Here is a 26,256-nt window from a genome sequence, read left to right on the forward strand (position 1 = left end):
ACAGCATCTGGTCCGTCGTCCACATGGCCTGTGGATAACCAGATTGGCTGACGGTGCAGACGGGCCTAACGTGGACCGGCGCCCGACGCGCCGGAAGCGGAGTCGGGCCTCTCGTTTTGTCAGTGTCGTGCCGTAGAAAGAGTGGCACGGCTAGGTCCGCGGAGCGGACGGGAGGAGGTGGCCCGGTGAGCATTCCCGAGCCCTTGGACGACCCCTGGGCCGACAGCGGTCCGGGTGACCGTCTGCCCGTATCCCGTCCCCGCCGCGCCGACGGACGGGGCCGCGGCCGCGACGACCAGCACGACCGGGGCAGCGAGAGCGAATCCTGGGACGGCGGCGGCTCGTCCGGCTTCGAACGGGTCCCCCCGCAGGACATCGACGCCGAGCAGTCCGTTCTCGGCGGCATGCTGCTCTCCAAGGACGCCATCGCGGACGTCGTGGAGATCATCAAGGGCCATGACTTCTACCGTCCGGCGCACGAGACCGTCTATACGGCGATCCTCGACCTGTATGCGAAGGGCGAGCCGGCCGACCCGATCACCGTCGCGGCCGAGCTGGTCAAACGGGGCGAGATCACCCGCGTCGGCGGCCCTACATATCTGCACACCCTGGTCCAGTCGGTGCCGACCGCGGCCAACGCGTCGTACTACGCCGAGATCGTCCACGAGCGGGCGGTGCTCCGCCGTCTCGTCGAGGCGGGCACGAAGATCACGCAGATGGGATACGCGGCGGACGGCGACGTCGACGAGATCGTCAACTCCGCCCAGGCCGAGATCTACGCGGTCACCGAGCAGCGCACCAGCGAGGACTATCTGCCGCTCGGCGACATCATGGAGGGCGCGCTCGACGAGATCGAGGCGATCGGCTCCCGCAGCGGCGAGATGACCGGTGTGCCGACCGGCTTCACCGACTTCGACTCGCTCACCAACGGTCTCCACCCGGGCCAGATGATCGTCATCGCGGCCCGTCCCGCCATGGGTAAGTCCACGCTGGCGCTGGACTTCGCCCGGGCCTGCTCGATCAAGCACAACCTGCCCAGCGTGATCTTCTCCCTCGAAATGGGCCGCAACGAGATCGCGATGCGTCTGCTGTCGGCCGAGGCCCGGGTCGCGCTGCACCACATGCGCTCCGGCACCATGACCGACGAGGACTGGACCCGGCTCGCCCGCCGTATGCCGGACGTCTCCCAGGCCCCGCTGTACATCGACGACTCCCCGAACCTGTCGATGATGGAGATCCGCGCCAAGTGCCGTCGGCTCAAGCAGCGCAACGATCTCAAGCTCGTCGTCATCGACTATCTCCAGCTGATGCAGTCCGGCGGGTCCAAGCGCGCCGAGAGCCGCCAGCAGGAGGTCTCGGACATGTCCCGAAACCTCAAGCTGCTCGCCAAGGAGCTGGAGCTCCCGGTCATCGCGCTGTCGCAGCTGAACCGTGGCCCCGAGCAGCGTACGGACAAGAAGCCGATGGTCTCCGACCTGCGTGAGTCCGGCTCCATCGAGCAGGACGCGGACATGGTCATCCTGCTGCACCGCGAGGACGCGTACGAGAAGGAGTCCCCGCGCGCCGGCGAGGCGGACCTGATCGTGGCCAAGCACCGTAACGGTCCGACGGCCACGATCACGGTGGCCTTCCAGGGCCACTACTCGCGCTTCGTGGACATGGCACAGACCTGACCGGGCCCTGACACTCACGAACCGGCACGCGCGGCGTGGACAGCGCGGCCGGCGCCAACTCGGGCGCGTCGGACGAAACCCGTTCGACGGGCGCGTGGCCCCGGGGATAGACCTGGGGTTATGACCTCATCCCCGCATGTGCCGATCACCCCGCCGATGACCACGGCCCCCGCCGGCCTTCTGGCCAGTACGGAACGCGCTCTGATCCACCGCCTCGCCGTCGCCCAGTCCGAGGGGCGGCTCCCTTCGCTCGTCGCCGCCGTGGTGCGCGGAGGCCGGATCGTCTGGACGGGCTCGCGCACCTCGGTCGACGGTCATGGTCCGGACGCGGACGTCCAGTACCGCATCGGCTCGATCACCAAGACCTTCACGGCCGTCCTGGTGATGCGGCTGCGGGACGAAGGGCTGCTGGACCTCGACGACCCGCTGGAGAAGCACCTGCCCGGCACCGGAGTAGGGGAGGTCACCATCGCCCAACTACTCAGCCACAGCGCCGGGTTGGCGGCCGAAACGCCCGCGCCCTGGTGGGAGCGGAGCTCGGCGGCGCTGCGCCCCGAGCTCTCGGACGTGCTGGGCGAGAACCCATTCCTGCACCCGGTCGGCAGGCTGCACCACTACTCCAACCCCGGTTACACACTGCTCGGTTCGCTGGTCGAGGCCGTGCGGGGAGTGTCCTGGGAGGAGGCGCTACAGAGCGAGATCCTCGATCCACTGGGGCTGACCAGGACGAGCACGCAGCCGGTGGCGCCGCACGCGGGCGGCTGGGCCGTGCACCCGTGGGCCGACGCGCTGCTGCCCGAGCCGTCCGAGGACCTGGGGATCATGGCGCCCGCGGGCCAGTTGTGGTCGACGGCCGCGGACCTCTGCCGCTTCGCTGTTTTCCTCGCCGAGGGAGACGACCGGGTGCTGAGCGCCGCGGGCGTACGGGAGATGCGGACGCCGTCCGCGCCGCCCGAGGCAGGGGACTGGCAGGGCGGTTACGGACTGGGCATGCAACTGAGCCGCCAGGACGACCACCGCACCCTCGCCGGGCACACCGGCTCGCTGCCCGGGTTCGTCGCCGGGCTGTGGATCAGCGTGCAGGACGGCATCGGGGCGGTCGCGCTCGCCAACGCCACCTCGGGGACGGCGCCGGCCGTCGCCGCCGACCTCGTCCGGATCGTGGCCGAGGCCGAACCGAAGCTCCCCGAGCCGTGGCGCCCCCTGTCCGGGGTCGACCCGGCCCTGCTGGAGCTCACCGGCCCTTGGTACTGGGGGACTTATGCCTACGGCCTGCGGCTGAGCGCCGACGGCACGGTGGCGCTGGAGCCGCTGCGCGGAACCGGCCGCGCCGCGCGGTTCGAGGCCCGTGGCGATGGCACCTGGATCGGCCTCAACGGCTACTACAAGGGCGAGATCCTGCGGGCGGTGCACCGGCCGGACGGCTCGGTGAGCCATCTCGACCTCGGGTCGTTCGCCTTCACCCGGGAGCCGTACGGGCCGGACGACGCGGTCCCGGGCGGTGTCGACCCCGAGGGCTGGCGCGGGGTCTGATGTTTCACGTGAAACGTGGTCCCGGCGCCCCGGGACCACGTGCGTGCCCCGGGGCGCTCAGCGAGGTCCGGTCCTGGAGGCTCAGAGGGCTTTCTTGAAGCCCAGATGGGACGCCTCGAAGCCCAGCCGCTCGTAGAAGCGGTGGGCGTCGATGCGGGTGGCGTCCGAGGTCAGCTGGACCAACTGGCAGTCCAGGCGCCCTGATTCATCGACGGCCCACTCGATGAGCCGGGTGCCGAGGCCGCTGCCGCGCTCATCGGCGTGGATGCGTACGCCTTCGATGATCGAGCGGGTGGCGCCGCGCCGCGAAAGCCCCGGGATGACGGTCAGCTGGAGGGTGCCGACGACCTGGTCGTCGCGGACGGCGACGACCAGGTGCTGGTTCGGGTCGTTGGCCAGCCGGTCGAAGGCGGCGAGGTACGGGGCCAGGTCGTCCGGCGACTCCCGCTGGGCGCCCAGCGGGTCATCGGCGAGCATCGCCACGATCGCCGGGATGTCCTCGGGCGCCGCCGGCCTTATCTCAAGATCGCTCATGGCCCGGAGACTACGCCGGGACGCGGAGTTCCTCGACGGCCCTGACCAGCGGGGCGAGCTCCGGGTTCCGCGCGGCCTCGTCGAGCGCCTCGCGCAGTGCGCGGTCATTGGTCGGCCGGGCCTCGGAGAGCAGCTCCAGGCCGGATTCCGTGACGTCGGTGTAGATCCCGCGCCGGTCGGTGTCGCAGAGGTACCGGGTCAGCAGGCCGCGGTCCTCCAGGCGGGTGACCAGCCGGGTGGTGGCGGACTGGCTGAGGACGACCGCGTCCGCGACCTGCTTCATCTGCAGATGGCCGCCCGGGCCGCTGTGCTGGCGGCTGAGGACGTCCAGGAGCGAGTACTCGCGCACGCTCAGCTCGTGCCCCGACTGGAGGGCCCGCTCGATGTGGGCCTCGATCTTTCCGTGCAGCAGGGAGAGGGCGCACCAGCCCTGGGAGAGGGCGGTGAGTGCGGGGTCCGTCGCGGTCATGCGTCTGTCCTCCGTCCGGAGCGGCTTGAGACCAGGATAGGCCACGAGTGCAATAGCCCGCGTTTGCAATTAACCCGCGTCTGCAATTATTGTGGACGCTCGTAAGGCGCTCGTGCAATCTCCTGGAAGGGTGAACATCCCATGCCACTCGCGCTCCTAGCCCTGGCCATCGGGGCGTTCGGTATCGGCACCACCGAATTCGTGATCATGGGCCTGCTCCCGGAGGTGGCCGACACCTTCGACGTGACCATCCCCATGGCCGGCTACCTGGTGACCGGATACGCGCTCGGCGTGGTGCTCGGCGCCCCGCTGATGACGGTCCTGGGCACCAGGATCTCCCGCAAGCGCATGCTGATGCTGCTGATGGGCTTCTTCATCATCGGCAACGTGCTCTCCGCCGTCGCCCCGGTCTTCGGGCTGATGCTGGCCGGACGGATCGTCGCCTCCCTGGCGCACGGCGCGTTCTTCGGCATCGGCTCGGTCGTCGCGGCCGATCTGGTCGCCCCGGAGAAGAAGGCCGGCGCCATCGCGATGATGTTCACCGGCCTGACCGTCGCCAATGTCATCGGCGTCCCGCTGGGCACGCTGGTCGGCCAGCAGATCGGCTGGCGTACGACGTTCTTCATCGTGGCCGCGCTCGGCGTGGTCGGGCTCCTGGGCGTCGCCAAGCTCGTCCCCGACATGCCGAAGGCCGAGGGAGTCCGGCTGCGCCACGAGATCGCCGCGTTCCGCAACGTCCAGGTGCTGCTCGCCATGGCGATGACCGTGCTCGGCTTCGGCGGCGTCTTCGCCGCGATCACCTACATCACGCCGATGATGACCCACGTCACCGGCTACGCGGACGGCTCCGTCACCTGGCTGCTCGTCCTCTTCGGCCTCGGCATGGTCGCCGGGAACCTGATCGGCGGCCGGTTCGCCGACCGGGCCCTGATGCCCATGCTGTATGTGTCGCTGAGCGGGCTCGCCACCGTGCTGGCCCTGTTCACGCTCACCGCCCACGACAAGACCGCCTCAGCCGTCACCGTCTTCCTGATCGGCGCGCTCGGCTTCGCGACCGTACCGCCGCTGCAGAAGCGGGTCCTGGACCAGGCCGCGGGCGCCCCCACCCTCGCCTCCGCCGTGAACATCGGCGCCTTCAACCTCGGCAACGCGCTCTCCGCCTGGCTCGGCGGCCTCGTGATCGCCGCCGGACTCGGCTACACCGCCCCGAACTGGGTCGGCGCCGCGCTCGCCGCCTCGGCGGTCGTCCTCGCCGTCGTCTCCAGCGCACTGGAACGGCGTACGCGGACGGACAGCCGCATCGTCACGGGCGCCGCGCCCGAGTCCACCCGCGCCGCCGCGGCGCACCACTGACCACCCCGCAGCGCCCGGTCACCCCTGGCCAACAGCTCTGCCGCACCAAGGAGTCACCCCTCATGAGCACCACCACCGCAGTTGCCCCGCTCACCATCCAGGACGCCGAAGCCCTTGTGGAGGCGGCTCGCGCCGCCGCCGACGAGGCCGGGGCCACGGTCGCCGTCACCGTGCTCGACGCCGGTGGCCATCTCCTCGCCTTCCGCCGCGATGACCGCGCCGTACTGATCGCTGGCGAGACCAGCAACCGCAAGGCGTACACCGCGCTCCAGCTCGGCACTCCGACCGCCGACCTAGTCGACGCGGTCCAGCCCGGTGGGCTCTTCCACACCCTGCCGACCGCGCTCGACCGGCCGTTGCTCTTCATCGCGGGCGGCGTCCCCGTCCACCGCGACGGCCGGCTGATCGGGGCGATCGGTGTGGGCGGCGGGTCCCACGAGCAGGACCACGGCTTCGCCACGGAGGCCGTCCAGCGGCTCGTCTGAGCCCGCTGCCCCCGCAGCTTCACCGCTCTGCGGCAGGCCCGTGCTCAGCCCGCGGCGACCGTCAGCGGAGCGAAGCGGCGGGTCCAGTCGCCGGGCAGGCCGGGGATGTTGCGGGTCATCACCGCGTTGAAGGCGATCGGTTCCAGACCGTTCGCCTTCAGCCAGTTGAGCAACTCCTCGTGGCGTACGTCGACATCGGTGCGCAACGGGCGGTCCGTGCCCGCGGCGAGCGAGGCGATCAGGGCCTTCGCGGTCTCGGTGTCACGCGCCACCAGCGGGCCCACGACATGGGTCTCCATGTTCGGCCAGGCCGCCGCGTAGCCGATGAGGCCACCGGAGTCCTCGGCGACCCGCAGTTGGTCGGCGAAGGCGGGCAGCCGGGTGATCACATGCGTGCGGTCGCGGCCGAAGACGTCGTCGTCCAGCCGCAGGATGGCGGGCAGGTCCTCGGCGGTCGCCGGGCGCGTCGCCACAGTGGGGGCCGGGCCCGAGGCCCGGAAGTGGCCACGGACCATCTCGGCGCGGCCGGTGGTCTCGAAGCCCAGCTCCTCGTAGAGCGGCTGTCCGTACGGCGTGGCGTGCAGCGTGACCGGCCGGTCGCCCAGCTCCGCCAGAACGTGTCGCATCAGCCGCCGCCCCACGCCCTGCCGTGCGTGCTTCTCGGCCACCAGGACCATTCCGATGGCGGCGAGATCCGCGTACGAGGTGACCACGCAGGCGGTGACCAGGCCTTTGCCGTCCGGGTCGTCGATGCCGTAGCCCCTTCCCGCTGTGAGCAGCAGGCCCCACTTGTGCTCCTCGCGCGGCCAGCCGCGGTTCTCGGAGAGGTCGGCGCAGGAAACCAGGTCGTCAATGGTCAGGCGGCGGATCGGAAGCTCGTCGAGCGGTGAGGGCATGGGGATCAGGCTGTCCGATAAACCCGTACCTCGTCCACCGTTTTGCGCATACAGCACGTGGCTTTCGGCCACGCTCTGTCAGCTCCCGCCCCGGATGTTTCACGTGAAACAGGCAACAAGGGCGTTGTTTCACGTGAAACCGAGAGCGTCGTTTCACGTGAAACACAGAGCCCCTGGAGGATCAAGGCGGCCCGGGTGCCGGGCGCACAGGGCTTGACCAGGGGTACTAGCCTCGGCGTACATGGCGAGACTTCATCTCTTCGACCTCGACGGAACCCTCATCAGGGGCTCCGCCGCGCCGGTCGAGATATCCCGGCAGCTCGGGCTGCTGGAGGAGATCGGCGAGCTGGAGCGGGAGCTGTCCAGCGGTCTGATCGGGCCGCCCGAGTACGCGGCCCGGGTGCACGAGCTCTGGTCGGGGCTGACGCAGGAGCATGTGACGGCTGCGTTCGTCTCGGCGCCCTGGCTCGCCGGGATCCAGGACGTGTGGCGGCAGATCCGTCAGGGCGGCGACTACTGCGCCGTGATCTCGCTCTCGCCGTCGTTCTTCGTCGAGCGGCTGCTGGAGTGGGGAGCCCATGCCGCGCACGGTTCCGTCTTCCCCGAGGTGCCCTTCACCCGGCCCGTCGACCCGGCGGGGATCCTCAGCGCCGCCGCGAAGGTGACGGTCGCGGAGCGGCTGCGCGCCGAGTTCGGGGTGAGCAGGGAGGACTGCGTCGCGTACGGGGACTCCATGTCCGACGTGGAGCTCTTCGCCGCGGTGCCCGTCTCGGTCGCCGTGAACGCCGACCGCCATCTCGCCGGAAGAGCCACGCACACCTACACCGGAGGCGACCTCCGTGAGGCCTACGCACTGGCACAGGTCACACGAGCCTAAGGGGAATGCCGGTTCGGATACCCGGGATTCCTGCTATTTGTCCCCGCGAACTCCCTGAAGCTGACATGCTCCGTTACGGGAGGGACGGGACTCCCGGACGTCGGTAACTGCGGCCAGAGTTCGAGGCGAGACAAGGGATGAACGCTCCGACCAACACGTCGACCGACGCTGTGCTGATACGCCGCACTCTCGCGGAGATCGCACCGTTAGCGGACAAGGTCACGTCGTACTTCTACGCTCTGCTCTTCATAGGCGACCCGGAGCTGCGGACACTGTTTCCGGCAGCGATGGACGCCCAGCGGGACCGGTTGCTGAAGGCGCTGCTCACGGCCGCCGAGCATCTGGAGAACACCGCCACACTCACTGAATATCTTCGCCAGCTGGGCCGGGGCCACCGTAAGTACGGCACCCGGCCCGAGCATTATCCGGCCGTCGGCGAGGCGCTGATCGGGGCGCTGGTCCGGTACGCCGAGAAGACCTGGGACGAGCCGACCCAGGCCGCCTGGGTCCGGGCGTACACGACGATGTCGCAGATCATGATCGACGCGGCCGACGAGGACGAACTGCACCGGCCGGCCTGGTGGTACGCCGAGGTCGTCTCGCACGATCTGAGGACCCCGGACATCGCGGTGGTCACGCTCCGCCCGGACCAGCCGTACCCCTTTCTGGCCGGGCAGTACACGACGCTGGAGACGCCCTGGTGGCCGCGGATATGGCGGCACTACTCGCTGGCGTCCGCGCCCCGCTCCGACGGGCTGCTGTCACTGCACGTCAAGGCGGTACCGGCCGGCTGGGTCTCCGGGGCGCTGGTCCACCGTGCCCGCCCCGGAGACACCCTGCGCCTGGGGCCGCCCGCCGGGTCGATGGTGGTCGACCACACCACCGACGACGGCCTGCTCTGTCTGGGCGGCGGCACCGGCATAGCGCCCATCAAGGCGCTGGTCGAGGACGTCGCCCGGTACGGGGAGCGGCGGCCCGTGGAGGTCTTCTACGGCGCCCGCAGCAACCAGGACCTCTACGACATCGACACCCTGCTGCGGCTGCAGCAGGCGCACTCCTGGCTGTCGGTGCGGCCGGTGGTCTCGGAGGGTCCGGGCAGGCTCAGCGGGCGGCTCCCGGAAGCGGTGCGCGAGTACGGGCCGTGGACCTCGTACGACGCCTATGTGTCCGGGCCGCCCGGGATGATCCGCAGCGGGGTGACCACCCTGCGGGACATCGGGATCCCCTCCGACCGGATCCGGCACGACTCCGTGGAGGAGCTCGTCGCGGCGAACGACTGAGGCGGCGCCCCACCGGGTCCGCGTGCCCGGTGGGGGATCAGCCCAGGTCGGGCGCGTGCATCGCGCGGACGCCCTCGATGTTGCCGTCGAGGTAGTGCCGCAGCGACAGCGGCACGAGGTGGACGGAGGCGATGCCGACGCGGGTGAATGGGATCCGGACGATCTCGTACTCGCCGCACGGCTCGTCCACCTCGGGGCCGTGCCGCAGGGATTCGTCCATGGAGTCGAGCCGGCAGACGAAGAAGTGCTGCACCTTCACGCCGGTCGCCCCGCCGTCGGCGCCGATGTGCTCGACGGTGTCGACGAAACAGGGCACCACGTCGGTGATCTTCGCGCCGAGCTCCTCGTGCACCTCGCGGTGCAGGGCCTCGACGACGGTGGAGTCCTCCGGCTCGACGCCGCCGCCGGGGGTGAGCCAGTACGGATCCATGCCGGGCTTGGTGCGCTTGATCAGGATGAGGTCGTCGCCGTCGAGCAGGACGGCTCGTGCGGTGCGCTTGACCACGGGTCGGACGGTCATGGGAGAAATGTGGCCCGTGGCGGCGCCCGCGAAACTCCCTCAGCACCAGTCGACCGCGGCGCGCAGCAGCCACTCCTGCGCCCGCGCGATGTGCGGCAGGGCGAGCGTGCCGGTGCGCACCGCCAGGAAGTAGGTCCGCAGCGAGGGCACCGGCGGGTCGAGCAGGGCCACCAGCTCGCCGCGCTCCAGCGCTCCCTCGCACAGATAGCGCGGCAGTACGGCCAGGCCCGCGCCCGCCGTCACCGTCTCCAGGACCGCCCGCAGGTCGGGCGCGATCACCGTGCCCGCGGCGGCCGGCTTGGTGTCGAAGACCGCGGCCCAGTAGCGCGAGACGAGCGGCAGCGACTCGTGCACCTCCACCACCGGAATGTGCTCCAGTACGCCGGGGCCCCCGCGCCGCAGCGCCCCCGGCGCGACCCGCGAGGCCCAGCGCACCCCGGCGACCAGGACGTGCTCCTCGTCGCAGAGCGGGGTCGCGCTGAGCAGCCGGCCACGGGGGCGGGCGGTGGCGACGGCCAGGTCGTGGTGGCCTGCGGCCAGGCCCTCCAGGGTCTCCTCGGCGTTGCCGAAGGAGGCCCGCAGCGCGATCCCCTGGGGGACCAGCGAGGTCAGCGCGGGCAGGACGCGCAGCGAGGTGAACTCCGCCGGTCCCGCGAGGTGGAGGGTGCGTACGCCCGACTCCTCGTACGAGCCGGACTCCGCGATCTCGACCAGTGCGTCCAGATGCGGGGCGGCCCGCTGGGCCAGTTCGTCGCCGACGGTCGTCGGTGTCACTCCCCGCGCCTGGCGCAGGAACAGCGGTCGCCCCAACTGCCGCTCCAGGGTGCGGATCTGGCTGGTCACGGCGGGCTGCGAGAGGCCGAGCAGGGCGGCGGCCCGGGTGAAGGAGCCCGCGCGGTGGACCGTGACGAACGTGCGCAGCAGGGCGAGGTCCATGGCTGCCCTCCCGTTCCGAACTGCCTCACGGCGTCCCCGGCCGGACACAACTATAAATATGTCGATAGGTCTCTGTCGCTACCGTGATTGGACACTGACACAGAGTCAACTAGCCTTGGTGACGCGGTTCTTCGCGCGTGGAACCGGGGCGGTCCGAGCCATGAGGGGGGAGGCTCGGACCGCCCGTCTCACGCCGCGGCCGAGGCCTCGTCCAGTGCCCGCCGTACGTCGGCGACGAGGTCCGCGGTGTCCTCGGCCCCGGCCGAGAAGCGGATGAAGCCCTCCGCGACCTTGTCACCGCCCCAGCGGCCGCGCCGCTCGGCCGTGGAGCGCACTCCGCCGAAGCTGGTGGCGTCGTCCACCAGCCGCAGCGCCGCCAGGAACCGTTCCGCGTACGCGCGGTCGGGCAGGTCGAAGGAGACGACACAGCCGAAGCGGCGCATCTGCGCGGCCGCCTGCCGGTGCGCGGGGTCGGACGGCAGCCCGGGATGGCGCACCCCGCTCACCTCGGGGCGGTCGAGCAGCGCCTCGGCGACGGCCAGCGCGTTCGCCGACTGCCGGTCCGCGCGCAGCTGGAGCGTGGCCAGCGAGCGGTGCGCGAGCCAGGCCTCCATCGGCCCCGGAATCGCCCCGACGACCTTGCGCCATCGACGTACGCGCGCGACGAGCTCGGGGTCCCGGCAGACCACATAGCCGAGCAGCAGGTCGCCGTGGCCGGTGAGGCCCTTGGTGCCGCTGGCCACCGCGAAGTCCGCGCCGAGCTCCAGCGGGCGCTGGCCGAGCGGGGTCGCCAGCGTGTTGTCGACCGCGACCAGCGCGCCCGTGTCGTGGGCGGCCCGCGCGAGGCGCCGGATGTCGCAGACGTCCAGGCCCGGGTTGGAGGGCGTCTCGATCCACAGGAGGGCCGCGCCGTCCAGGACGGCGAGCTGGGCATCGCCCGCGGTCGGCGCGGTGCGGACCTCGACCCCGTACGCGGCGAGCTGCTCGCGCACCAGGGGCAGTGCCTGGTAGCCGTCGTCCGGCAGGACCACGGCGTCGCCCACGCGCGCGTGGGAGAGCAGGACCGCCGAGACCGCGGCCATGCCGGAGGCGAACACGACCGCCTCGGCGGGCGCGTCTGGGGACTCCAGCTCGGCGAGGGCGCGCTCCAGATGGGTCCACGTCGGATTGGTGTCCCGGCCGTAGGTGTAGGGGCCCGCCGCCTCGCCCGGCAGGTGGAAGTGCGCGGCGAACACCGGCCCCGGCAGCGAGGGTTCGTACGCCACCGGGTCCGGGAGCCCGGCCCGTACCGCTCTGGTGCCGTCGCCCGGCTCCTGGGGAGGGTTCACACCGGAGGTCATCCGCGCTCCCCTCAGTCGTTGTCGTCGGGCAGAACGACGTTCAGCGCCCAGGACACGATCGAGATGATCAGGCCGCCGAGGAGCGCGGTCCAGAAGCCCTCGACATGGAAGTTGAGGTCGAGCTTTCCGGCCAGCCACGAGGTGAGCAGCAGCATCAGGGCGTTGATCACAAAGGTGATCAGGCCGAGGGTGAGGATGAACAGCGGGAACGAGAGGAGCTTCACGACCGGCTTGACGATGAAGTTCACCACCCCGAAGAGCAGGGCGACCAGAATCAGCGTCAGGGCCTTCTTGCCGGTGCTGTCACCGGTGAGCGTGATGTTGTCGACCAGCCAGATGGCCACGGCCAGGGCCGCCGCGTTGGCGAGCGTCTTGACTACGAAATTCTTCATGTGTCTGATCGTGGCAGACGTGATCGGTACCAGTGCAGGGGCGGACGGCGATGAAGCAATTCCGGCTTGACGAACTCGAGGCGGAGCGCGCCGCCAACGACGGCGCGTACCTGCAGTTTCTGCGGGAAAGGAACATGTCGGCCGGGCTCTACGCGCTGGACGCGGGCGATCAGGACCCGCAGAAGCCGCATGCCCAGGACGAGATCTACTTCGTGGTGAGCGGCCGGGCGTCGATCACGGTCGGCCTGGAGACCACCGAGGTGGCGCGGGGCAGCGTCGTCTACGTGCCGGCCGGGGTCGCCCACCGGTTCCACCACATCGCCGAGGACCTGCGGGTTCTGGTCGTGTTCTCTCCCCCTGAGAGCTGAGGGCGGCCCCCGGGTATCCCTAGGGGTTCGGTCAGGGGAGTTCAAGGGCTGCGAGGCCCCCGTTCGATGCCCCCGCGCACCTAGCATCGAGGGTGTCGAAGGCAGCAGCCCGAGACTCCAGGAGAATCACGAGCACGAAAGAGGTATGGACGATGGCCGCACGGGAGATATTCGCGGGGATGCCCTGGTGGGTGAAGTGGGTCGCCGTGCCCGTCATCGCCCTGGTCGTATTCGGCGGTCTCATCGCCAGCGTGGTGGGCTTCCTGTTCGGCCTGCTCTTCAAGGTGCTGATCTTCGTGGCCCTGGTCGGCGGTCTCATCTACGTCGTACGGCGGTTCATGTCCTCGTCGTCCTCGCGCGGCGACTGGTAGGCGGCGGCGCGCATTTCGTACGGGCGCCGTCCGCAAAGGCACAGCGCTCGTACAGAACGACCCGGGATTAGCCCGGCTGAGGGATGGAAAGGCCGAACCCCTCATGGCGCCAGAGGCGGCCGTTATGGTGAAAACCTCTGCTGCCTCGGGCGGGCTCCTTGCCCGTCAGCACGCCTGGGGGTGACCTGTGGCCACGGCTGCGAACGCCGGTGTCCCTACCCTGATCGGTTCCGTCCAGCGGGCGCTGCGCCTGCTGGAGGCGGTGGGCGCCCATGTCGACGGCGCTCCCGCCAAACAGCTGGCCCGGGAGGCCGGGCTGCCGCTCCCGACCGCGTACCACCTGCTGCGCACCCTCACCCACGAGGGCTATCTGCGCAGGGAGAACGGGGTGTTCGTCTTCGGCGAGGCGGTCGAGCGGCTGGCGGACGGCGGAGCGCTGCAGAATCGTCGCACCAAGATCAGCCGGTCTCTCGCGGAGTGGCGCGACGCCATCGGGGTCCCCGTCTACTTCGCGGTCTACCGCGAGGGTGAGATCGAGATCGCCGGAGTGGCCGACACGCCGTCGGTCCCGGCCGTCGAGGAGTGGGCCGATTTCCGGGAGACCGGACACGCCCACGCCATCGGCCAGTGCCTGCTGAGCCAGCTCGACGAGAAGGCCCGCGAGGACCACCTGGACCGGCACCCCGTCCGCGCGGTCACGCCCTATTCCGTACGCGACCGCCGGACTCTTCTGGACCGCCTCGCGGCTACGGAGCGTATGCAACCGGTCGTCGAACGACAGGAGTACGCACTGGGCACGGTCTGCGCGGCCATCCCGATCACAGCGGGCTCCGGGGCCGCCACGATGGCCATCTCCCTGCCGCTTCACCAGCAAGAACGCCTGCTTCCGGCGATCGAGCAACTCCGCGGCGAGGTCGGCAGACTGCTCAGCTCCCTCGCCTTCTCTATCAGTATCTGAAAACTCACTCCTTGTGATCTGCTACCACTTACAGCACCATGGCGTCACGAAGGCCAGAGGGATCATTCCTGGCCATTTCAGCTACAGCGGGGTACGTGATGCGTGAGGTCCTGGCAGAGGTCATGATGAGCTTCCTCGTCTCCGAGGAGCTCTCCTTCAGGATCCCGGTGGAGCTCACCTACCGCGCCGACGATCCGTACGCGGTCCGCATGACCTTCCATCTGCCCGGCGACGAACCCGTGGCCTGGACCTTCGGGCGGGAACTGCTGCTCGACGGCATCAACACCCCCACCGGCGACGGGGACGTGCACATCGCGCCCTCGCGCCCCGAGGAGCTCTCCGACGTCCACATCCGCCTCCGGGTGGGCGGCGAGCGGGCGCTCTTCCGGGCCGGGGCCGGTCCGCTGGTGGCCTTCCTCGACCGCACCGACAGGCTCGTACCGCTGGGGCAGGAGCGCGCGCTCGGCGACTTCGACGGACACCTGGACGAGGCGCTGGGGCGGATCCTGGCCGAGGAGCAGAACGCGGGCTGAGCGCCGCCTACTTCTTGCGGCGCCGGCCCCGCCCGCCCCGCAACGGCCCACGGGCCCCGGCGGCCTGGCGGTCGGCCGAGACCACCAGTGCCGCCAGCGCCGTGGTCACCGGGACCGAGGCCACCAGGCCGATCGAGCCCACCAGCGTCCGGACGATCTCCTCGGCGACCAGCTCGCTGTTGGCCACCGTCCCCACGCTGCTCTGCGCGATCGAGAACAGCAGCAACAGCGGCAGCGCCGCGCCCGCGTACGCCAGGACCAGCGTGTTGACCACCGACGCGATGTGGTCGCGGCCGATGCGGATGCCCGCCCGGTACAGCCCGCGCGGACCCATCGTCGGATTGGCCTCGTGGAGCTCCCAGACCGCCGACGTCTGGGTGACCGTCACATCGTCGAGCACCCCGAGCGAGCCGATGATCACTCCGGCTAGCAGCAGACCGGACATGTCGATCTCCGGGTAGAGCCCGTGGATCAGACCGGTGTTGTCGTCGGTGTTGCCGGTCAGCGAGGCCCAGCCGATGAACAGCGACCCGAGCAGTCCGATCAGGACGAGCGAGACCAGCGTGCCGAGCACCGCGACCGAGGTGCGCGCCGACAGGCCGTGGCACATGTACAGCGCGATCAGCATGATCGCGCTCGACCCGACCACCGCGACCAGCAGCGGATTGGAGCCCTGGAGGATCGCCGGGAGGATGAACAGCGTCAGCACGGCGAACGAGACGACCAGCGCCACCAGCGCCATCACCCCGCGCAGCCGGCCGACGACCACGACCGCGAGCGCGAAGATGCCCGCGAGCAGCGCCATCGGGAGCCGCCGGTTCACATCGGTCACCGAATACTGCAGGTCGTGCGGGGCGTCGGGGGCGTACGCGACGATCACGCCCTGCCCCTTGTGGAGTTGGCGCGGGGCGTCGGGCTGGACGATCTCGGTGAAGGTGCGGCCCTTCTCCTTGCCGCTGGTGACTTCGATGGTCGCCTTGGCGCACAGTCCCTGCCGGGAGCGCTTGGCGTCCTGGCCCTCGGGGGGCGAGGTGTCGCCGTTCGGCGGGGTCTGACCGGCGTTGACCGACTTGCAGTCGACCTTCTGGAGGGCGGTGACCTTCGCTTGCTGGGTCTGGCGGTCGAAGCCGACTCCGGTGCGCTGGTGCGACGGCGTCCCGCCGGGCCACAGCACGGCCAGGCCGACGAGCACCGCCAGGGAGAACGGGATCAGCACGGCGGCGATCACCTTGCGGAGATGCTTCGAGACCGGCGCCGCGGGACCGTGGCTGTGGGTGTGCCCATGGCTCTGGCCGTGCGGGTGTCCGTGGGCGTCTTCGGGGGGCTGCTCTGCTGACGTCACCGCCCGATCATCGCAAGAACGACGGGGCCCCTCTGTTCAGCGCGCTGGAGATGACGCTAGCGTGGTGACACCTTTGCACACGCGGGAGCTCGGAGCACCGGGCTGAGAGGGCGCTGAAAGCCGTACGAACCGTACGGAAGCAGCTGCGCCGACCGCCGAACCTGTTACCGGGTAATGCCGGCGTAGGGAGTAGGTCTCATGACCATTCAGGATGCACGCACGCCTGCCTCGAACCAGAGCGAGGCCGGGAAGTCCATCGGCTGGCACAAGGGATACGTCGAGGGCTCGCGCCCCGACCTCCGGGTCCCGGTCCGACAGGTGCACCTCACCAACGGCAAGGACGTCACGCTGTACGACACGTCCGGGCCGTACACCGACCCGAACATCGAGACGGACGTCCGCCGAGGTCTCGCGCCGCTCCGGGAGAACTGGATCATCGCGCGCGGGGACACCGAGGAGTACGCGGGCCGCCCGGTCCGCCCCGAGGACGACGGCATCAAGCACACCTCGCCGCGCGGCGGACTGAAGAACCTCGACGCGGTGTTCCCGGGCCGCCCGCGCCAGCCGCGCCGCGGCCGCGGCGGCCAGGCCGTCACCCAGCTCGCGTACGCCCGCCGGGGCGAGATCACCCCGGAGATGGAGTACGTCGCGATCCGCGAGAACGTCTCCCCCGAGGTCGTCCGCGAGGAGATCGCGGCCGGGCGCGCGGTGCTGCCCGCCAACGTCAACCACCCCGAGATCGAGCCGATGATCATCGGCAAGCGGTTCCTGGTGAAGGTCAACGCCAACATCGGCAACTCCGCCGTCACCTCCTCCATCGAGGAGGAGGTCGACAAGATGACCTGGGCCACCCGCTGGGGCGCCGACACGGTCATGGACCTCTCCACCGGCCGCAACATCCACACCACCCGCGAGTGGGTGCTGCGCAACTCCCCCGTCCCGATCGGCACCGTTCCGCTCTACCAGGCGCTGGAGAAGGTCGACGGCCGCGCCGAGGAGCTGACCTGGGACATCTACAAGGACACGGTCATCGAACAGGCCGAGCAGGGCGTCGACTACATGACGGTCCACGCGGGCGTGCTCCTGCGGTACGTGCCGCTCACCGCCCGCCGCAAGACCGGCATCGTCTCGCGCGGCGGCTCGATCATGGCCGCCTGGTGCCTCGCGCACCACAAGGAGTCGTTCCTGTACGAGAACTTCGAGGAGCTCTGCGAGATCCTCGCCGCGTACGACGTGACGTACTCCCTGGGCGACGGGCTGCGCCCGGGCTCCATCGCGGACGCCAACGACGAGGCGCAGTTCGCCGAGCTGCGCACGCTCGGCGAGCTCAACACGATCGCCAAGCGCCACAACGTCCAGACGATGATCGAGGGCCCGGGCCACGTCCCGATGCACAAGATCAAGGAGAACATCGACCTCCAGCAGGAGATCTGCGAGGAGGCGCCGTTCTACACGCTCGGCCCGCTGACCACCGACGTCGCCCCGGCGTACGACCACATCACCTCCGGCATCGGCGCGGCGATGATCGCCTGGTGGGGTACCGCGATGCTCTGCTACGTCACGCCCAAGGAGCACCTGGGCCTGCCGAACCGCGACGACGTGAAGACGGGCGTCATCACCTACAAGATCGCGGCGCACGCGGCCGACCTCGCCAAGGGGCACCCGGGCGCACAGGAGTGGGACGACGCCCTCTCGGATGCCCGCTTCGAGTTCCGCTGGGAGGACCAGTTCAATCTGGCCCTCGACCCGGACACCGCCCGGGAGTTCCACGACGAGACGCTGCCCGCCGAGCCGGCGAAGACCGCTCACTTCTGCTCGATGTGCGGGCCGAAGTTCTGCTCGATGAAGATCTCGCAGGACATCCGCCGCGAGCACGGCGGGGACCTGGCGGCAGGGGACATCGAGGCCGGAATGGCGGAGAAGTCCGCGGAGTTCGCCGCAGCGGGCAACCGCGTCTATCTGCCGATCGCGGAGTGACGTACGCGTACCGATGTTTCACGTGAAACAGCGATCCCTGTTTCACGTGAAACATGCGCGGCCTTCGAGAAGGCCGTGGTTTCACGTGAAACGAAGGTGTACCCGGGACCCGGGTGGTTTCACGTGAAACGGGCGCCCCGAAGCGCCGGTTACTCCGGCTGGTGTTCGGGGCCCCCGAAGTCGGGACTGGTGAAGTCCGGACTGGTGAAGCTGGGCCGGGTCCCCGTGGGCGAGTCACCCGGACTGTCGAAGTCGGGCCGGTCGTAGCCCAGGCTCGGTATCCGGCCCGTCGAGCGGCGCCTGGGCGCACCCGGACCGGAGCCCGGGTCGGCCAGCGCCTCGCGCAGGAACGGGTAGATGCCCCGCTCCATCAGGGCGTGACGCCAGGCCTCACGGGCCCGGGAGACCTCCTGGGCTCTCTCGTCGCCCACCTCGTTCTCCTCCGGTTCGGCGACGACCTGGGTGGCGCCGTTGCGGATCGCGGTGAGCAGGAGGCTGATCGCCGCGGCGAGTATCGCGGCCGCGGTGAGCGCCCCGAAGAACCAGCCGGCCGTCAGTAAAGTGTCGGCGAAGGCGGGCTCGGGGTTGAGCATCTTCAGGATGTAGCCCACCAGCAGGAAGATGGCGGCGGCGGTCCCGGAGAGGACGGGCGCCAGCACCGCGACGACCGCGCCGACGCCCGCGCCCGAGGTGGAATCCGGACTGTCGACCACCGGCGGCGTCATCACCGAGCCGCGTTCCGAGGTGAGCGCGGGGGTGGCGGGCGCACGCAACTCCTCGCGCACCCTGACGTAGTGGTCGTACTCGGCTGCCGCGGCCGCCGAGACGAGAGCACCGGCGTTGAGCACCATGGTGCGCAACTGCTCGGTGTTGAGCCGTACTCCTATGCCGGCCAGCTCGGGCCGGTCGGGCGCGGTGCGCAGTGCGTCGTCGAGGATCCGCTCGAACTCCGGGCGGTCCTCGGTCAGCAGGTGCGGAGCGCTGTTCATGTGCATCCCCCGATGCTCCGTAGGGCCGGAAAGCCCGCCTGATGAACGGGCAATCGGGCGGAAACGGAGGAGAGCCTGCTACGGATAAGCCGATGGTAGAGCGGTTCCGGCACGGGGTGACAGGGTGTTTCCGAAATCACCTTGCTACCGCCCGAGCCGGTGCTTTCCCGATTACGCCTCAGTCATGCAGAGGCAACTGCACGACCAGCAGTTTTCCGGCCATGGTCACTCCGCCGTCCATGGCGATGGCGAGACCGTCCGCGTACACATGCGGTCCCTCCACGACCGGACGGGAGTCTTCCTCGCCGTCTTCGGTGCCCACTTCGCCCAGGAGGTAGGGGATCGGGCTGTGTCCATGGACCACCCGCTGCCCGCCGTACGCCGAGAGCAGCTCGCGGGCGGCCTGGGGGCCACCCTCGTCGCGGAAGGCGAAACGCTTGGTGAACTTGCGGAACAGGTCCCAGCACTCGTCGGCGTCGTTGCGGGTGAGCAGCGCGTGCACGGTGTCGTTCACGGCCTCGATGGAGTCGCCGTACTCCAGATACGCGGTGGTGTCGGAGTGCATCAGCAGATGGCCGTCCTCCTGCTCGATCGCGTCGAGGCGGGACATCCACTGGAGGTGGACGTCCTGGAGGCGGTCCATGTCGGCCTTCTGACCGCCGTTGAGCAGCCAGGCGGCCTGGAAGGTGGCGGTGCCCGCACCGGAGTTGACCGGGGTGTCACCGAAGCGCTTGGCGCCGATCAGGAGCAGCTCGTGGTTGCCCATGAGCGCCTTGCAGTAGCCGCCGGCGGCCGCGGCCTCGGCCGAAAGCCGCATCACCAGGTCGATGACGCCGATGCCGTCGGGACCGCGGTCGGTGAAGTCGCCGAGGAACCAGAGGCGGGCGTTGCCCGCGGCCCAGTTCCCGTCGACGTCGATCAGCCCCTGCTCGCGCAGCGCGGCCAGGAGTTCGTCGAGGTAGCCGTGGACGTCGCCCACGACGAAGAGCGGCCCGAGGCCGTCCGGCAGGGGTGCCGGGGCGGGTTCGCTCTCCACCCGGACCTGCACGGTGTCCCCCCGGTTGATCACCGGGAGGTCGCGTGCCGTCGGGGTGTAGCCCTCCGGCGGCTCCTCGTCCGCGAAGGCGTTCCCCGGGTGGATGTCCGCGGGGTACGCCTCCATCGGGTGCAGGCCCACGGGAGGGTGGGGCTGCGCCGGTGGAGGCATCTCGACGGGTGGGGGCGGCGGGGGGACCTGCGCGGAATGCGCGGGAGCCTGCGCGTACGGAGGCACCCGGAAGTCACGCAACGTCTCCGTCCGCTCGGGTCCCTGACCGGCCCCCTGAGTCATCGACCCCTCCACCACCGTCGCGCCGCCGTACACCGTGGGACCCCCCTGGTCGGGCGGGGATCCGTGGTGTCGTGCGCCCATCATAGGAATGAGGCTCGTGCTGTGTGACGCACCAGGGGTGGTGAATCCCGGTGCGGCCGGTGTTCACCGGTGGTTATGTCCTCATTGTGTTGGTCTAGTCCTTGTCCGCATCGCTGTCGGGGCTCCTGTCCGGCACGTTCGGGTCCTGTCCGAGTCCCCTGCGGGGTTCCGCGACGGGGGAGCGCGGGGGACTGACCGTCGTACGCGGCGACCGGCGCTGCGACGACGTACGGATGATGAGTTCGGTCGGTATCACCTGCTCGATCGGGTGACCGTGGTCGATGCCTTCGATGGCGTCGATGAGCAGTTGGACCACGGCCGTGCCGATGCGCCGGGGCTTGAGCGAGAGCGTGGTGATGGGCGGTTCGGTGGTCGCGTACACGGTGGACTCGCTGCAGCAGACGAGCAGCAGGTCCTCGGGCACCCGCAGTCCGTATCTGCGGGCGGCCGCCAGCAGATCGGTGCCGTTGGGGTCGAACAGTCCGTACACGGCGTCGGGACGGTCCGGGCGGGCGAGCAGCCGGTCGGCCGCGACGGCGCCCGCGCACGGGTCGTGGGCAGGGTAGGACTCGTAGACCGGGTCCTGCCCGACCCGCTCGCACCAGCGCAGATACGCCTCGGTGGAGAGCCGGGTATAGGTGTCGGTGGTGGTGCCGGTGAGGAGGCCGATCCGGCGGGCGCCGGCGGCGGCGAGATGGTCGAGCAGTTCCAGTACGGCGGCCTCGTGGTCGTTGTCGACCCAGGCGGTCACCGGCAGCGACCCCGCGGGGCGGCCGTCGGAGACCACCGGCAGGCCCTGGCGGACCAGTTCGGTGACCACGGGGTCCTGGTCGGAGGGGTCGATCACGACGGTGCCGTCGAGGGCGACGTTCGACCAGACGTCCGCGGGGCTGCGGCGTGAGGTGGCGGGCAGGATGACGAGGGCGTAGCCGCGCGCCAGCGCGGCCGATGTCGCGGCCCTCGCCATCTCGGCGAAGTAGGCGAACTCGGTGAAGGTGAAAGGTTCATCCCCGTACGTGGTCACGGTCAGGCCGATCAAGCCGGACTTGCCGGTACGGAGCGTGCGGGCCGCTGCGGATGGGCGATAGCCCAGCCGGTCTGCGACCTCGCGGACGTGGCGGCGGGTGGCGTCGGGGAGCCGGCCCTTGCCGTTGAGCGCGTCGGAGACGGTCGTGATGGAGACACCGGCGGCGGCGGCCACGTCCCGAATGCCCGCCCGCCCCAGCCGGCGACCGGTCGACCGGCTCACCTGGTGCTTCCCTGCTGCTGTCATGGCGAGCCGATAGTAGGGCGAGGCGAGACAGTTGGCCCGGGTGCATATGCACGCGTTGACAGGCACGTTTCTGCATGATCAGAAATGGCTAAGCGCCTTGATTTGCATGGGAGTTGGAGGCAGTCGCGTTGTGGTGGCGGTTGTCGATCGGTGGGCGGCTGCCGAATGCCCGATGTTTCGAAGAGGTCTCAACTCACCTGCACGAGGGATGCGCGCCACGGCGCGAGCCACCGGCGCACGGCTTTGACGGGGAGCGCTCCCCCTCCCCTGCGCTCGCGTTCCCCGGGGCCGGGCGGGTGAGGGAGGGCGTGTCCGGAGGATGCCCCTTCGGCTCTTCGCAGGGGCGCCGAATCCTCATAAGGTGAGCAGTATTCGTACGGATGGAACGGTCGAGGAGGACCTGCGGTGAGCGAGACGAGCCCCAAGCTGCGCGCCGAGCTGGACGGCATCCCCACCTACAAGCCGGGCAAGCCCGCGGCCGCCGGCGGCCCGGTCGCCTTCAAGCTGTCCTCCAACGAGAACCCGTACCCGCCGCTGCCGGGGGTGATGGAGAGCGCCGTCGCCGCCGCGGGGAACTTCAACCGCTACCCCGACATGGCCTGCACCGGTCTGATGAACGAGCTGTCCGACCGCTTCGGGGTGCCGCTCTCCCACCTCGCCACCGGCACGGGCTCGGTCGGTGTGGCCCAGTCCCTGCTCCAGGCCACCTCCGGCCCCGGCGACGAGGTCATCTACGCCTGGCGCTCCTTCGAGGCGTACCCGATCATCACCCAGATCAGTGGCGCGACGTCCGTGAAGGTGCCGCTGACCTCCGGCGATGTGCACGACCTGGACGCCATGGCCGAGGCGATCACCGACCGGACCCGGCTGATCTTCGTCTGCAACCCGAACAACCCGACCGGCACCGTGGTCCGCCGGGCAGAGCTGGAACGATTCCTCGACCGGGTGCCCTCGGACGTGCTGGTGGTCCTGGACGAGGCGTACAAGGAGTTCGTCCGCGACGCCGACGTGCCGGACGGTCTGGAGATCTACCGCGACCGCCCGAACGTGGCAGTGCTGCGCACCTTCTCCAAGGCCTACGGGCTCGCCGGGCTCCGGATCGGCTTCGCCGTCGCCCATGAGCCGGTGGCGGCGGCGCTGCGCAAGACGGCCGTCCCCTTCGGCGTCAGCCAGCTCGCCCAGGACGCGGCGGTCGCCTCGCTGCGCGCCGAGGACGAACTGCTCGGGCGGGTCGGCTCGTTGGTGAGCGAGCGCGACCGGGTGTACGGGGGCCTGCTCGGCCAGGGCTGGAACCTGCCCGAGTCGCAGGCGAACTTCGTCTGGCTGCGCCTCGGCGAGCGGACGGTCGAGTTCGCGCAGGCCTGTGAGGCGGCGGGCGTGGTGGTCCGGCCGTTCGCGGGCGAGGGCGTGCGGGTCACGATCGGTGAGACCGAGGCCAACGACCTCTTCCTGAAGGTGGCCGAGGGCTTCCGCAAGGCGAACTAGGGCCTTTTCGCGCCCGGGGCCGGATCCGCGACGGCGACGGGGCGGCCCTGACGGTGGCGGCGCGGCCCAGCGCCTGTCGTCACCTTCCCGTCTGCCCTGCGGCGCGCCCTGGGCCGGTTCCTGGAGGCGGTCCACCCGGATCCGGTCGCCGGTGCGGATTGCGGTGAGCAGCCTCGGGTCCCCGTCGATCCGGCCGACGATGTTGCACGCGCTCGCCAGGCGGCATCCTCCCCCAAGCTCTTAAGGAGCAGGGGGACCCCCACCCCGCGAGACGGGTGTGGGGCCGTAGGGCGGCGCCAGCGCGTCGCCCTCGGTCCAGAACGCGACCGTGCCCGGCTCCACCACCTCGCGCGCGTCCGGCTCCAGCGCGGGGGAGACCGGGGTCTCGAAGTAGACCTCCTCGCCCCAGGTGCGGGCGGTGGAGACGATCGGGAGTGCCCCCGCGAGCGCCGCGCTCGTGGGGGTTTCTTCGAGGGTGGCGGTGAGCTGCCCGGTGGGCCATGAGATGCGTATCCGCATGGGTCGAAATTCAACAAGATGTTGAAGCGACCCGGCGTAGAGGCACCCCCCCGCTTGAAGGTCGCGGAAGCGTGTGCGACATAATGCTTGTGAATGTGAACGCGTTCACAAGCGTGTCCCGCTTCGTCCCGGAATCAGTGGGATCAGAGGGGCAAACTGCCGCTGTGATCACGGCGATGTTAGGAGATGACGTTGTGAATCTGGCTCTGGCGCCGGAAACACTGGCGCGATGGCAGTTCGGCATCACCACCGTCTACCACTTCCTCTTCGTACCGCTCACGATCTCGCTCGCCGCGCTCACGGCCGGCCTGCAGACCGCGTGGGTGCGAACCGAGAACCAGAAGTACCTCAAGGCGACGAAGTTCTGGGGCAAGCTCTTCCTGATCAACATCGCGATGGGTGTCGTCACCGGCATCGTCCAGGAGTTCCAGTTCGGTATGAACTGGTCCGACTACTCGCGGTTCGTCGGTGACGTCTTCGGTGCCCCGCTCGCCTTCGAGGCGCTCATCGCCTTCTTCTTCGAGTCGACCTTCATCGGTCTGTGGATCTTCGGCTGGGACAAGCTGCCGAAGAAGATCCACCTCGCCTGCATCTGGATGGTCTCGATCGGCACCATCCTCTCCGCGTACTTCATCCTGGCCGCCAACTCCTGGATGCAGCACCCGGTCGGCTACAAGCTCAACAAGGCCACCGGGCGCGCGGAGCTCACCGACTTCTGGCACGTGCTGACGCAGGACACCACCCTGGTGGTCGTCTTCCACACGCTCACCGCGGCCTTTCTCACCGGTGGCGCGTTCATGGTCGGCGTCTCCGCCATCCATCTGCGCCGCAAGAAGCACATCCCGGTGATGCGCACTTCGCTCCGGCTCGGTCTGGTCACGCTCGTCGTGGGCGGACTGCTCACGGCCGTCAGCGGCGACCAGCTCGGCAAGGTCATGTTCAAGCAGCAGCCCATGAAGATGGCGGCGGCCGAGGCGCTGTGGGACGGCGAGAAGTCGGCGCCCTTCTCGATATTCGCCTACGGAGACGTGGCCAAGGGCCACAACAGCGTCGAGATCTCGGTGCCGGGCCTGCTCTCCTTCCTCGCCGACAACAACTTCTCCTCGTACGTCCCCGGCATCAACGACGTGAACAAGCAGGAGCAGCAGAAGTACGGGCCCGGCGACTACCGGCCCAACATCCCGGTCACCTTCTGGGGCTTCCGCTGGATGATCGGCTTCGGCATGACGTCCTTCGCCATCGGAGCCGTCGGACTCTGGCTCACCCGCAAGAAGTTCCTGCTGGCACCCGGGCTCAGGACCGGTGACGACGAGGTGCCGCATCTGGTCCTCTTCCGGAACAAGGCCCTCGGCTCCCGGCTGACCGGCTGGTACTGGTTCATCGCCATCTGGACGCTCGGCTTCCCGCTGATCGCCAACTCCTGGGGCTGGATCTTCACCGAGATGGGCCGTCAGCCCTGGGTCGTGTACGGCGTGCTGCGCACCAAGGACGCGGTCTCCCCCGGTGTCTCGCAGGGCGAGGTCCTCACCTCGATGATCGTCTTCACCCTGCTCTACGCCGTGCTCGCGGTGATCGAGGTGCGGCTGCTCGCGAAGTACGTCAAGGCCGGACCGCCCGAGCTCACCGAGTCCGACCTCAACCCGCCCACCAAGATCGGCGGGGACGACCGCGACCCCGACCGGCCGATGGCCTTCTCGTACTGAGGCTGAGGAGACAGAGGCATGGAACTCCACGACGTCTGGTTCGTACTCATCGCGGTCCTGTGGACCGGCTACTTCTTCCTGGAGGGCTTCGACTTCGGAGTCGGCATCCTCACGAAGCTGCTGGCCCGCGACCGCAAGGAGAAGCGGGTCCTGATCAACACCATCGGGCCCGTCTGGGACGGCAACGAGGTGTGGCTGCTGACCGCGGGCGGGGCGACCTTCGCCGCCTTCCCCGAGTGGTACGCCACGCTCTTCTCCGGCTTCTATCTGCCGCTGCTGATCATCCTGGTCTGTCTGATCGTGCGCGGTGTGGCCTTCGAGTACCGGGCGAAGCGCCCCGAGGAGCAGTGGCAGCGCAACTGGGAGGAGGCCATCTTCTGGACCTCACTGATCCCGGCTTTCCTCTGGGGCGTGGCCTTCGGCAACATCGTGCGCGGAGTGAAGATCGACGCGCACAAGGAGTACGTCGGCACCTTCTGGGACCTGCTCAACGGGTACTCGATCCTCGGCGGACTGGTGACGCTGTTCCTGTTCACCTTCCACGGCTCGGTCTTCACCTCCCTGAAGACCGTCGGTGAGATCCGCGAGCGGTCGCGGGCGCTGGCCCTGAAGCTGGGCCTGGTCACGGCCGTACTGGCACTCTCGTTCCTGATCTGGACGCAGGTCTCGCGCGGTGACACCAAGAGCCTGGTCGCGATGGTGATCGCGGTCGTGGCGCTGGTCGGGGCGGTCGGTGCGATCAAGATCGGCCGTGAGGGCTGGTCGTTCGCGCTCTCGGGCATCACGATCGCGGCCGCCGTGGCGATGCTCTTCCTGACGCTCTTCCCGAACGTCATGCCGTCCTCGCTGCACGAGGAGTGGAACCTCACGGTCTCCAACGCCTCGTCGAGCCCGTACACGCTGAAGATCATGACCTGGTGCGCGGGCATCGCGACCCCGGTGGTGCTCCTCTACCAGGGCTGGACGTACTGGGTGTTCCGCAAGCGGATCGGCACTCAGCACATCGCCGACGCGCACTGAGTCCGCACAGGGGGTGTGT

At 69.7% G+C, this 26,256-nt stretch carries 23 protein-coding genes, 3 pseudogenes and 1 riboswitch; of the genes and pseudogenes, 14 read left to right on the plus strand and 12 right to left on the minus strand.

All coding sequences use genetic code 11. The features are described from left to right. Positions 1-185: 185 nt before the first annotated feature. Both dnaB and BX283_RS21465 read left to right on the plus strand, forming a co-directional pair. Entirely contained in the window at positions 186-1,673 is a 1,488-nt protein-coding gene (gene dnaB / locus BX283_RS21460; RefSeq protein WP_101389178.1) for a replicative DNA helicase, read from the plus strand. A 120-nt stretch (positions 1,674-1,793) separates the two neighbouring features. Continuing rightward, complete coding sequence (locus BX283_RS21465; protein ID WP_373979275.1) at positions 1,794-3,206, plus strand: serine hydrolase domain-containing protein; 1,413 nt, start codon at positions 1,794-1,796, stop codon at positions 3,204-3,206. A gap of 81 nt (positions 3,207-3,287) precedes the next feature. On the opposite strand, the gene BX283_RS21470 is transcribed toward BX283_RS21465, so the two are convergent. After that, positions 3,288-3,740 (minus strand): GNAT family N-acetyltransferase, encoded by a 453-nt coding sequence (locus BX283_RS21470; protein ID WP_101389179.1) that lies wholly within the window; start codon positions 3,738-3,740, stop codon positions 3,288-3,290. Positions 3,741-3,750: 10 nt separating this feature from the next. After that, a complete protein-coding gene (locus BX283_RS21475) occupies positions 3,751-4,209 on the minus strand; it encodes a MarR family winged helix-turn-helix transcriptional regulator (protein WP_101389180.1) in 459 nt (152 codons plus the stop codon). A 141-nt stretch (positions 4,210-4,350) separates the two neighbouring features. Between BX283_RS21475 and BX283_RS21480 the strand changes: the two genes are divergently transcribed. Continuing rightward, complete coding sequence (locus BX283_RS21480; protein WP_101389181.1) at positions 4,351-5,562, plus strand: MFS transporter; 1,212 nt, start codon at positions 4,351-4,353, stop codon at positions 5,560-5,562. A 62-nt stretch (positions 5,563-5,624) separates the two neighbouring features. After that, positions 5,625-6,047 (plus strand): heme-binding protein, encoded by a 423-nt coding sequence (locus tag BX283_RS21485; protein WP_101389182.1) that lies wholly within the window; start codon positions 5,625-5,627, stop codon positions 6,045-6,047. A 44-nt stretch (positions 6,048-6,091) separates the two neighbouring features. Here the strand turns inward: BX283_RS21485 and BX283_RS21490 are convergent, their stop codons facing one another. Beyond that, positions 6,092-6,943 (minus strand): GNAT family N-acetyltransferase, encoded by an 852-nt coding sequence (locus BX283_RS21490; RefSeq protein ID WP_101389183.1) that lies wholly within the window; start codon positions 6,941-6,943, stop codon positions 6,092-6,094. A gap of 241 nt (positions 6,944-7,184) precedes the next feature. Here BX283_RS21490 and BX283_RS21495 point away from each other — a divergent pair, with 241 nt between their 5' ends. Both BX283_RS21495 and BX283_RS21500 read left to right on the plus strand, forming a co-directional pair. After that, positions 7,185-7,820, plus strand: a complete 636-nt coding sequence (locus BX283_RS21495) for an HAD family phosphatase (RefSeq protein WP_101389184.1) — start codon at positions 7,185-7,187, stop codon at positions 7,818-7,820. Positions 7,821-7,978: 158 nt separating this feature from the next. Then, positions 7,979-9,100: pseudogene (locus BX283_RS21500) on the plus strand (globin domain-containing protein); the annotation flags it as partial. A 37-nt stretch (positions 9,101-9,137) separates the two neighbouring features. Here BX283_RS21500 and BX283_RS21505 read toward each other — a convergent pair. The 4 genes from BX283_RS21505 to BX283_RS21520 all read right to left on the minus strand — a co-directional run bounded on the left by BX283_RS21505 (position 9,138) and on the right by BX283_RS21520 (position 12,288). Further along, entirely contained in the window at positions 9,138-9,620 is a 483-nt protein-coding gene (locus tag BX283_RS21505; RefSeq protein ID WP_101389186.1) for an NUDIX domain-containing protein, read from the minus strand. Positions 9,621-9,659: 39 nt separating this feature from the next. Continuing rightward, on the minus strand, positions 9,660-10,556 hold the full coding sequence (locus tag BX283_RS21510) for a LysR family transcriptional regulator (protein WP_101389187.1): 897 nt from the start codon (positions 10,554-10,556) through the stop codon (positions 9,660-9,662). 188 nt (positions 10,557-10,744) lie between these two features. Further along, positions 10,745-11,896 (minus strand): cystathionine gamma-lyase, encoded by a 1,152-nt coding sequence (locus tag BX283_RS21515; protein ID WP_101389188.1) that lies wholly within the window; start codon positions 11,894-11,896, stop codon positions 10,745-10,747. Between the two features lie 11 nt (positions 11,897-11,907). Continuing rightward, positions 11,908-12,288 carry a phage holin family protein gene (locus tag BX283_RS21520; protein ID WP_101389189.1) on the minus strand — a complete coding sequence of 127 codons (381 nt, stop codon included), beginning with the start codon at positions 12,286-12,288 and terminating at the stop codon, positions 11,908-11,910. Between the two features lie 50 nt (positions 12,289-12,338). Here BX283_RS21520 and BX283_RS21525 point away from each other — a divergent pair, with 50 nt between their 5' ends. The 4 genes from BX283_RS21525 to BX283_RS21540 all read left to right on the plus strand — a co-directional run bounded on the left by BX283_RS21525 (position 12,339) and on the right by BX283_RS21540 (position 14,518). After that, positions 12,339-12,656: a cupin domain-containing protein gene (locus BX283_RS21525; RefSeq protein ID WP_067162214.1), complete on the plus strand. Its 318-nt coding sequence runs from the start codon at positions 12,339-12,341 to the stop codon at positions 12,654-12,656. Between the two features lie 152 nt (positions 12,657-12,808). Continuing rightward, a complete protein-coding gene (locus BX283_RS21530; RefSeq protein ID WP_101389190.1) occupies positions 12,809-13,027 on the plus strand; it encodes a DUF5326 family protein in 219 nt (72 codons plus the stop codon). A 187-nt stretch (positions 13,028-13,214) separates the two neighbouring features. After that, entirely contained in the window at positions 13,215-13,985 is a 771-nt protein-coding gene (locus tag BX283_RS21535) for an IclR family transcriptional regulator (RefSeq protein WP_180357217.1), read from the plus strand. Between the two features lie 98 nt (positions 13,986-14,083). Further along, entirely contained in the window at positions 14,084-14,518 is a 435-nt protein-coding gene (locus tag BX283_RS21540) for an SsgA family sporulation/cell division regulator (RefSeq protein WP_101392496.1), read from the plus strand. 7 nt (positions 14,519-14,525) lie between these two features. On the opposite strand, the gene BX283_RS21545 is transcribed toward BX283_RS21540, so the two are convergent. Beyond that, a complete protein-coding gene (locus tag BX283_RS21545; RefSeq protein WP_101389191.1) occupies positions 14,526-15,860 on the minus strand; it encodes a YibE/F family protein in 1,335 nt (444 codons plus the stop codon). 71 nt (positions 15,861-15,931) lie between these two features. Next, positions 15,932-16,066, plus strand: a riboswitch (TPP riboswitch). On the opposite strand from BX283_RS21545, the gene thiC reads away from it, so the two are divergent. Then, on the plus strand, positions 16,059-17,837 hold the full coding sequence (gene thiC / locus BX283_RS21550; RefSeq protein WP_101389192.1) for a phosphomethylpyrimidine synthase ThiC: 1,779 nt from the start codon (positions 16,059-16,061) through the stop codon (positions 17,835-17,837). It overlaps the preceding riboswitch by 8 nt. 149 nt (positions 17,838-17,986) lie before the next feature. On the opposite strand, the gene BX283_RS21555 is transcribed toward thiC, so the two are convergent. From BX283_RS21555 to BX283_RS21565, 3 genes and pseudogenes are all read right to left on the minus strand, one after another. Next, positions 17,987-18,832 (minus strand): hypothetical protein, encoded by an 846-nt coding sequence (locus BX283_RS21555; protein ID WP_101389193.1) that lies wholly within the window; start codon positions 18,830-18,832, stop codon positions 17,987-17,989. A gap of 172 nt (positions 18,833-19,004) precedes the next feature. Next, positions 19,005-20,171: a metallophosphoesterase gene (locus tag BX283_RS21560; protein WP_257584347.1), complete on the minus strand. Its 1,167-nt coding sequence runs from the start codon at positions 20,169-20,171 to the stop codon at positions 19,005-19,007. A 232-nt stretch (positions 20,172-20,403) separates the two neighbouring features. Continuing rightward, positions 20,404-21,510 (minus strand): annotated as a pseudogene (locus tag BX283_RS21565) (LacI family DNA-binding transcriptional regulator); the annotation flags it as partial. A gap of 405 nt (positions 21,511-21,915) precedes the next feature. Here BX283_RS21565 and hisC point away from each other — a divergent pair. Then, the gene (hisC, locus tag BX283_RS21570; protein ID WP_101389194.1) at positions 21,916-22,995 is read left to right on the plus strand and encodes a histidinol-phosphate transaminase; all 1,080 of its coding nucleotides are present in this window, start codon (positions 21,916-21,918) and stop codon (positions 22,993-22,995) included. 129 nt (positions 22,996-23,124) lie between these two features. Here hisC and BX283_RS21575 read toward each other — a convergent pair. After that, a pseudogene (locus BX283_RS21575) lies at positions 23,125-23,514 on the minus strand (cyclophilin-like fold protein); the annotation flags it as partial. A 194-nt stretch (positions 23,515-23,708) separates the two neighbouring features. Between BX283_RS21575 and BX283_RS21580 the strand changes: the two are divergent. Together BX283_RS21580 and cydB are read left to right on the plus strand one after the other, a co-directional pair. Beyond that, positions 23,709-25,217 (plus strand): cytochrome ubiquinol oxidase subunit I, encoded by a 1,509-nt coding sequence (locus BX283_RS21580; RefSeq protein WP_101389195.1) that lies wholly within the window; start codon positions 23,709-23,711, stop codon positions 25,215-25,217. 18 nt (positions 25,218-25,235) lie between these two features. Beyond that, a complete protein-coding gene (gene cydB / locus BX283_RS21585) occupies positions 25,236-26,237 on the plus strand; it encodes a cytochrome d ubiquinol oxidase subunit II (RefSeq protein WP_101389196.1) in 1,002 nt (333 codons plus the stop codon). Positions 26,238-26,256 lie beyond the last annotated feature (19 nt).

The organism is Streptomyces sp. TLI_146 (assembly GCF_002846415.1).
Taxonomy (GTDB): domain Bacteria; phylum Actinomycetota; class Actinomycetes; order Streptomycetales; family Streptomycetaceae; genus Streptomyces.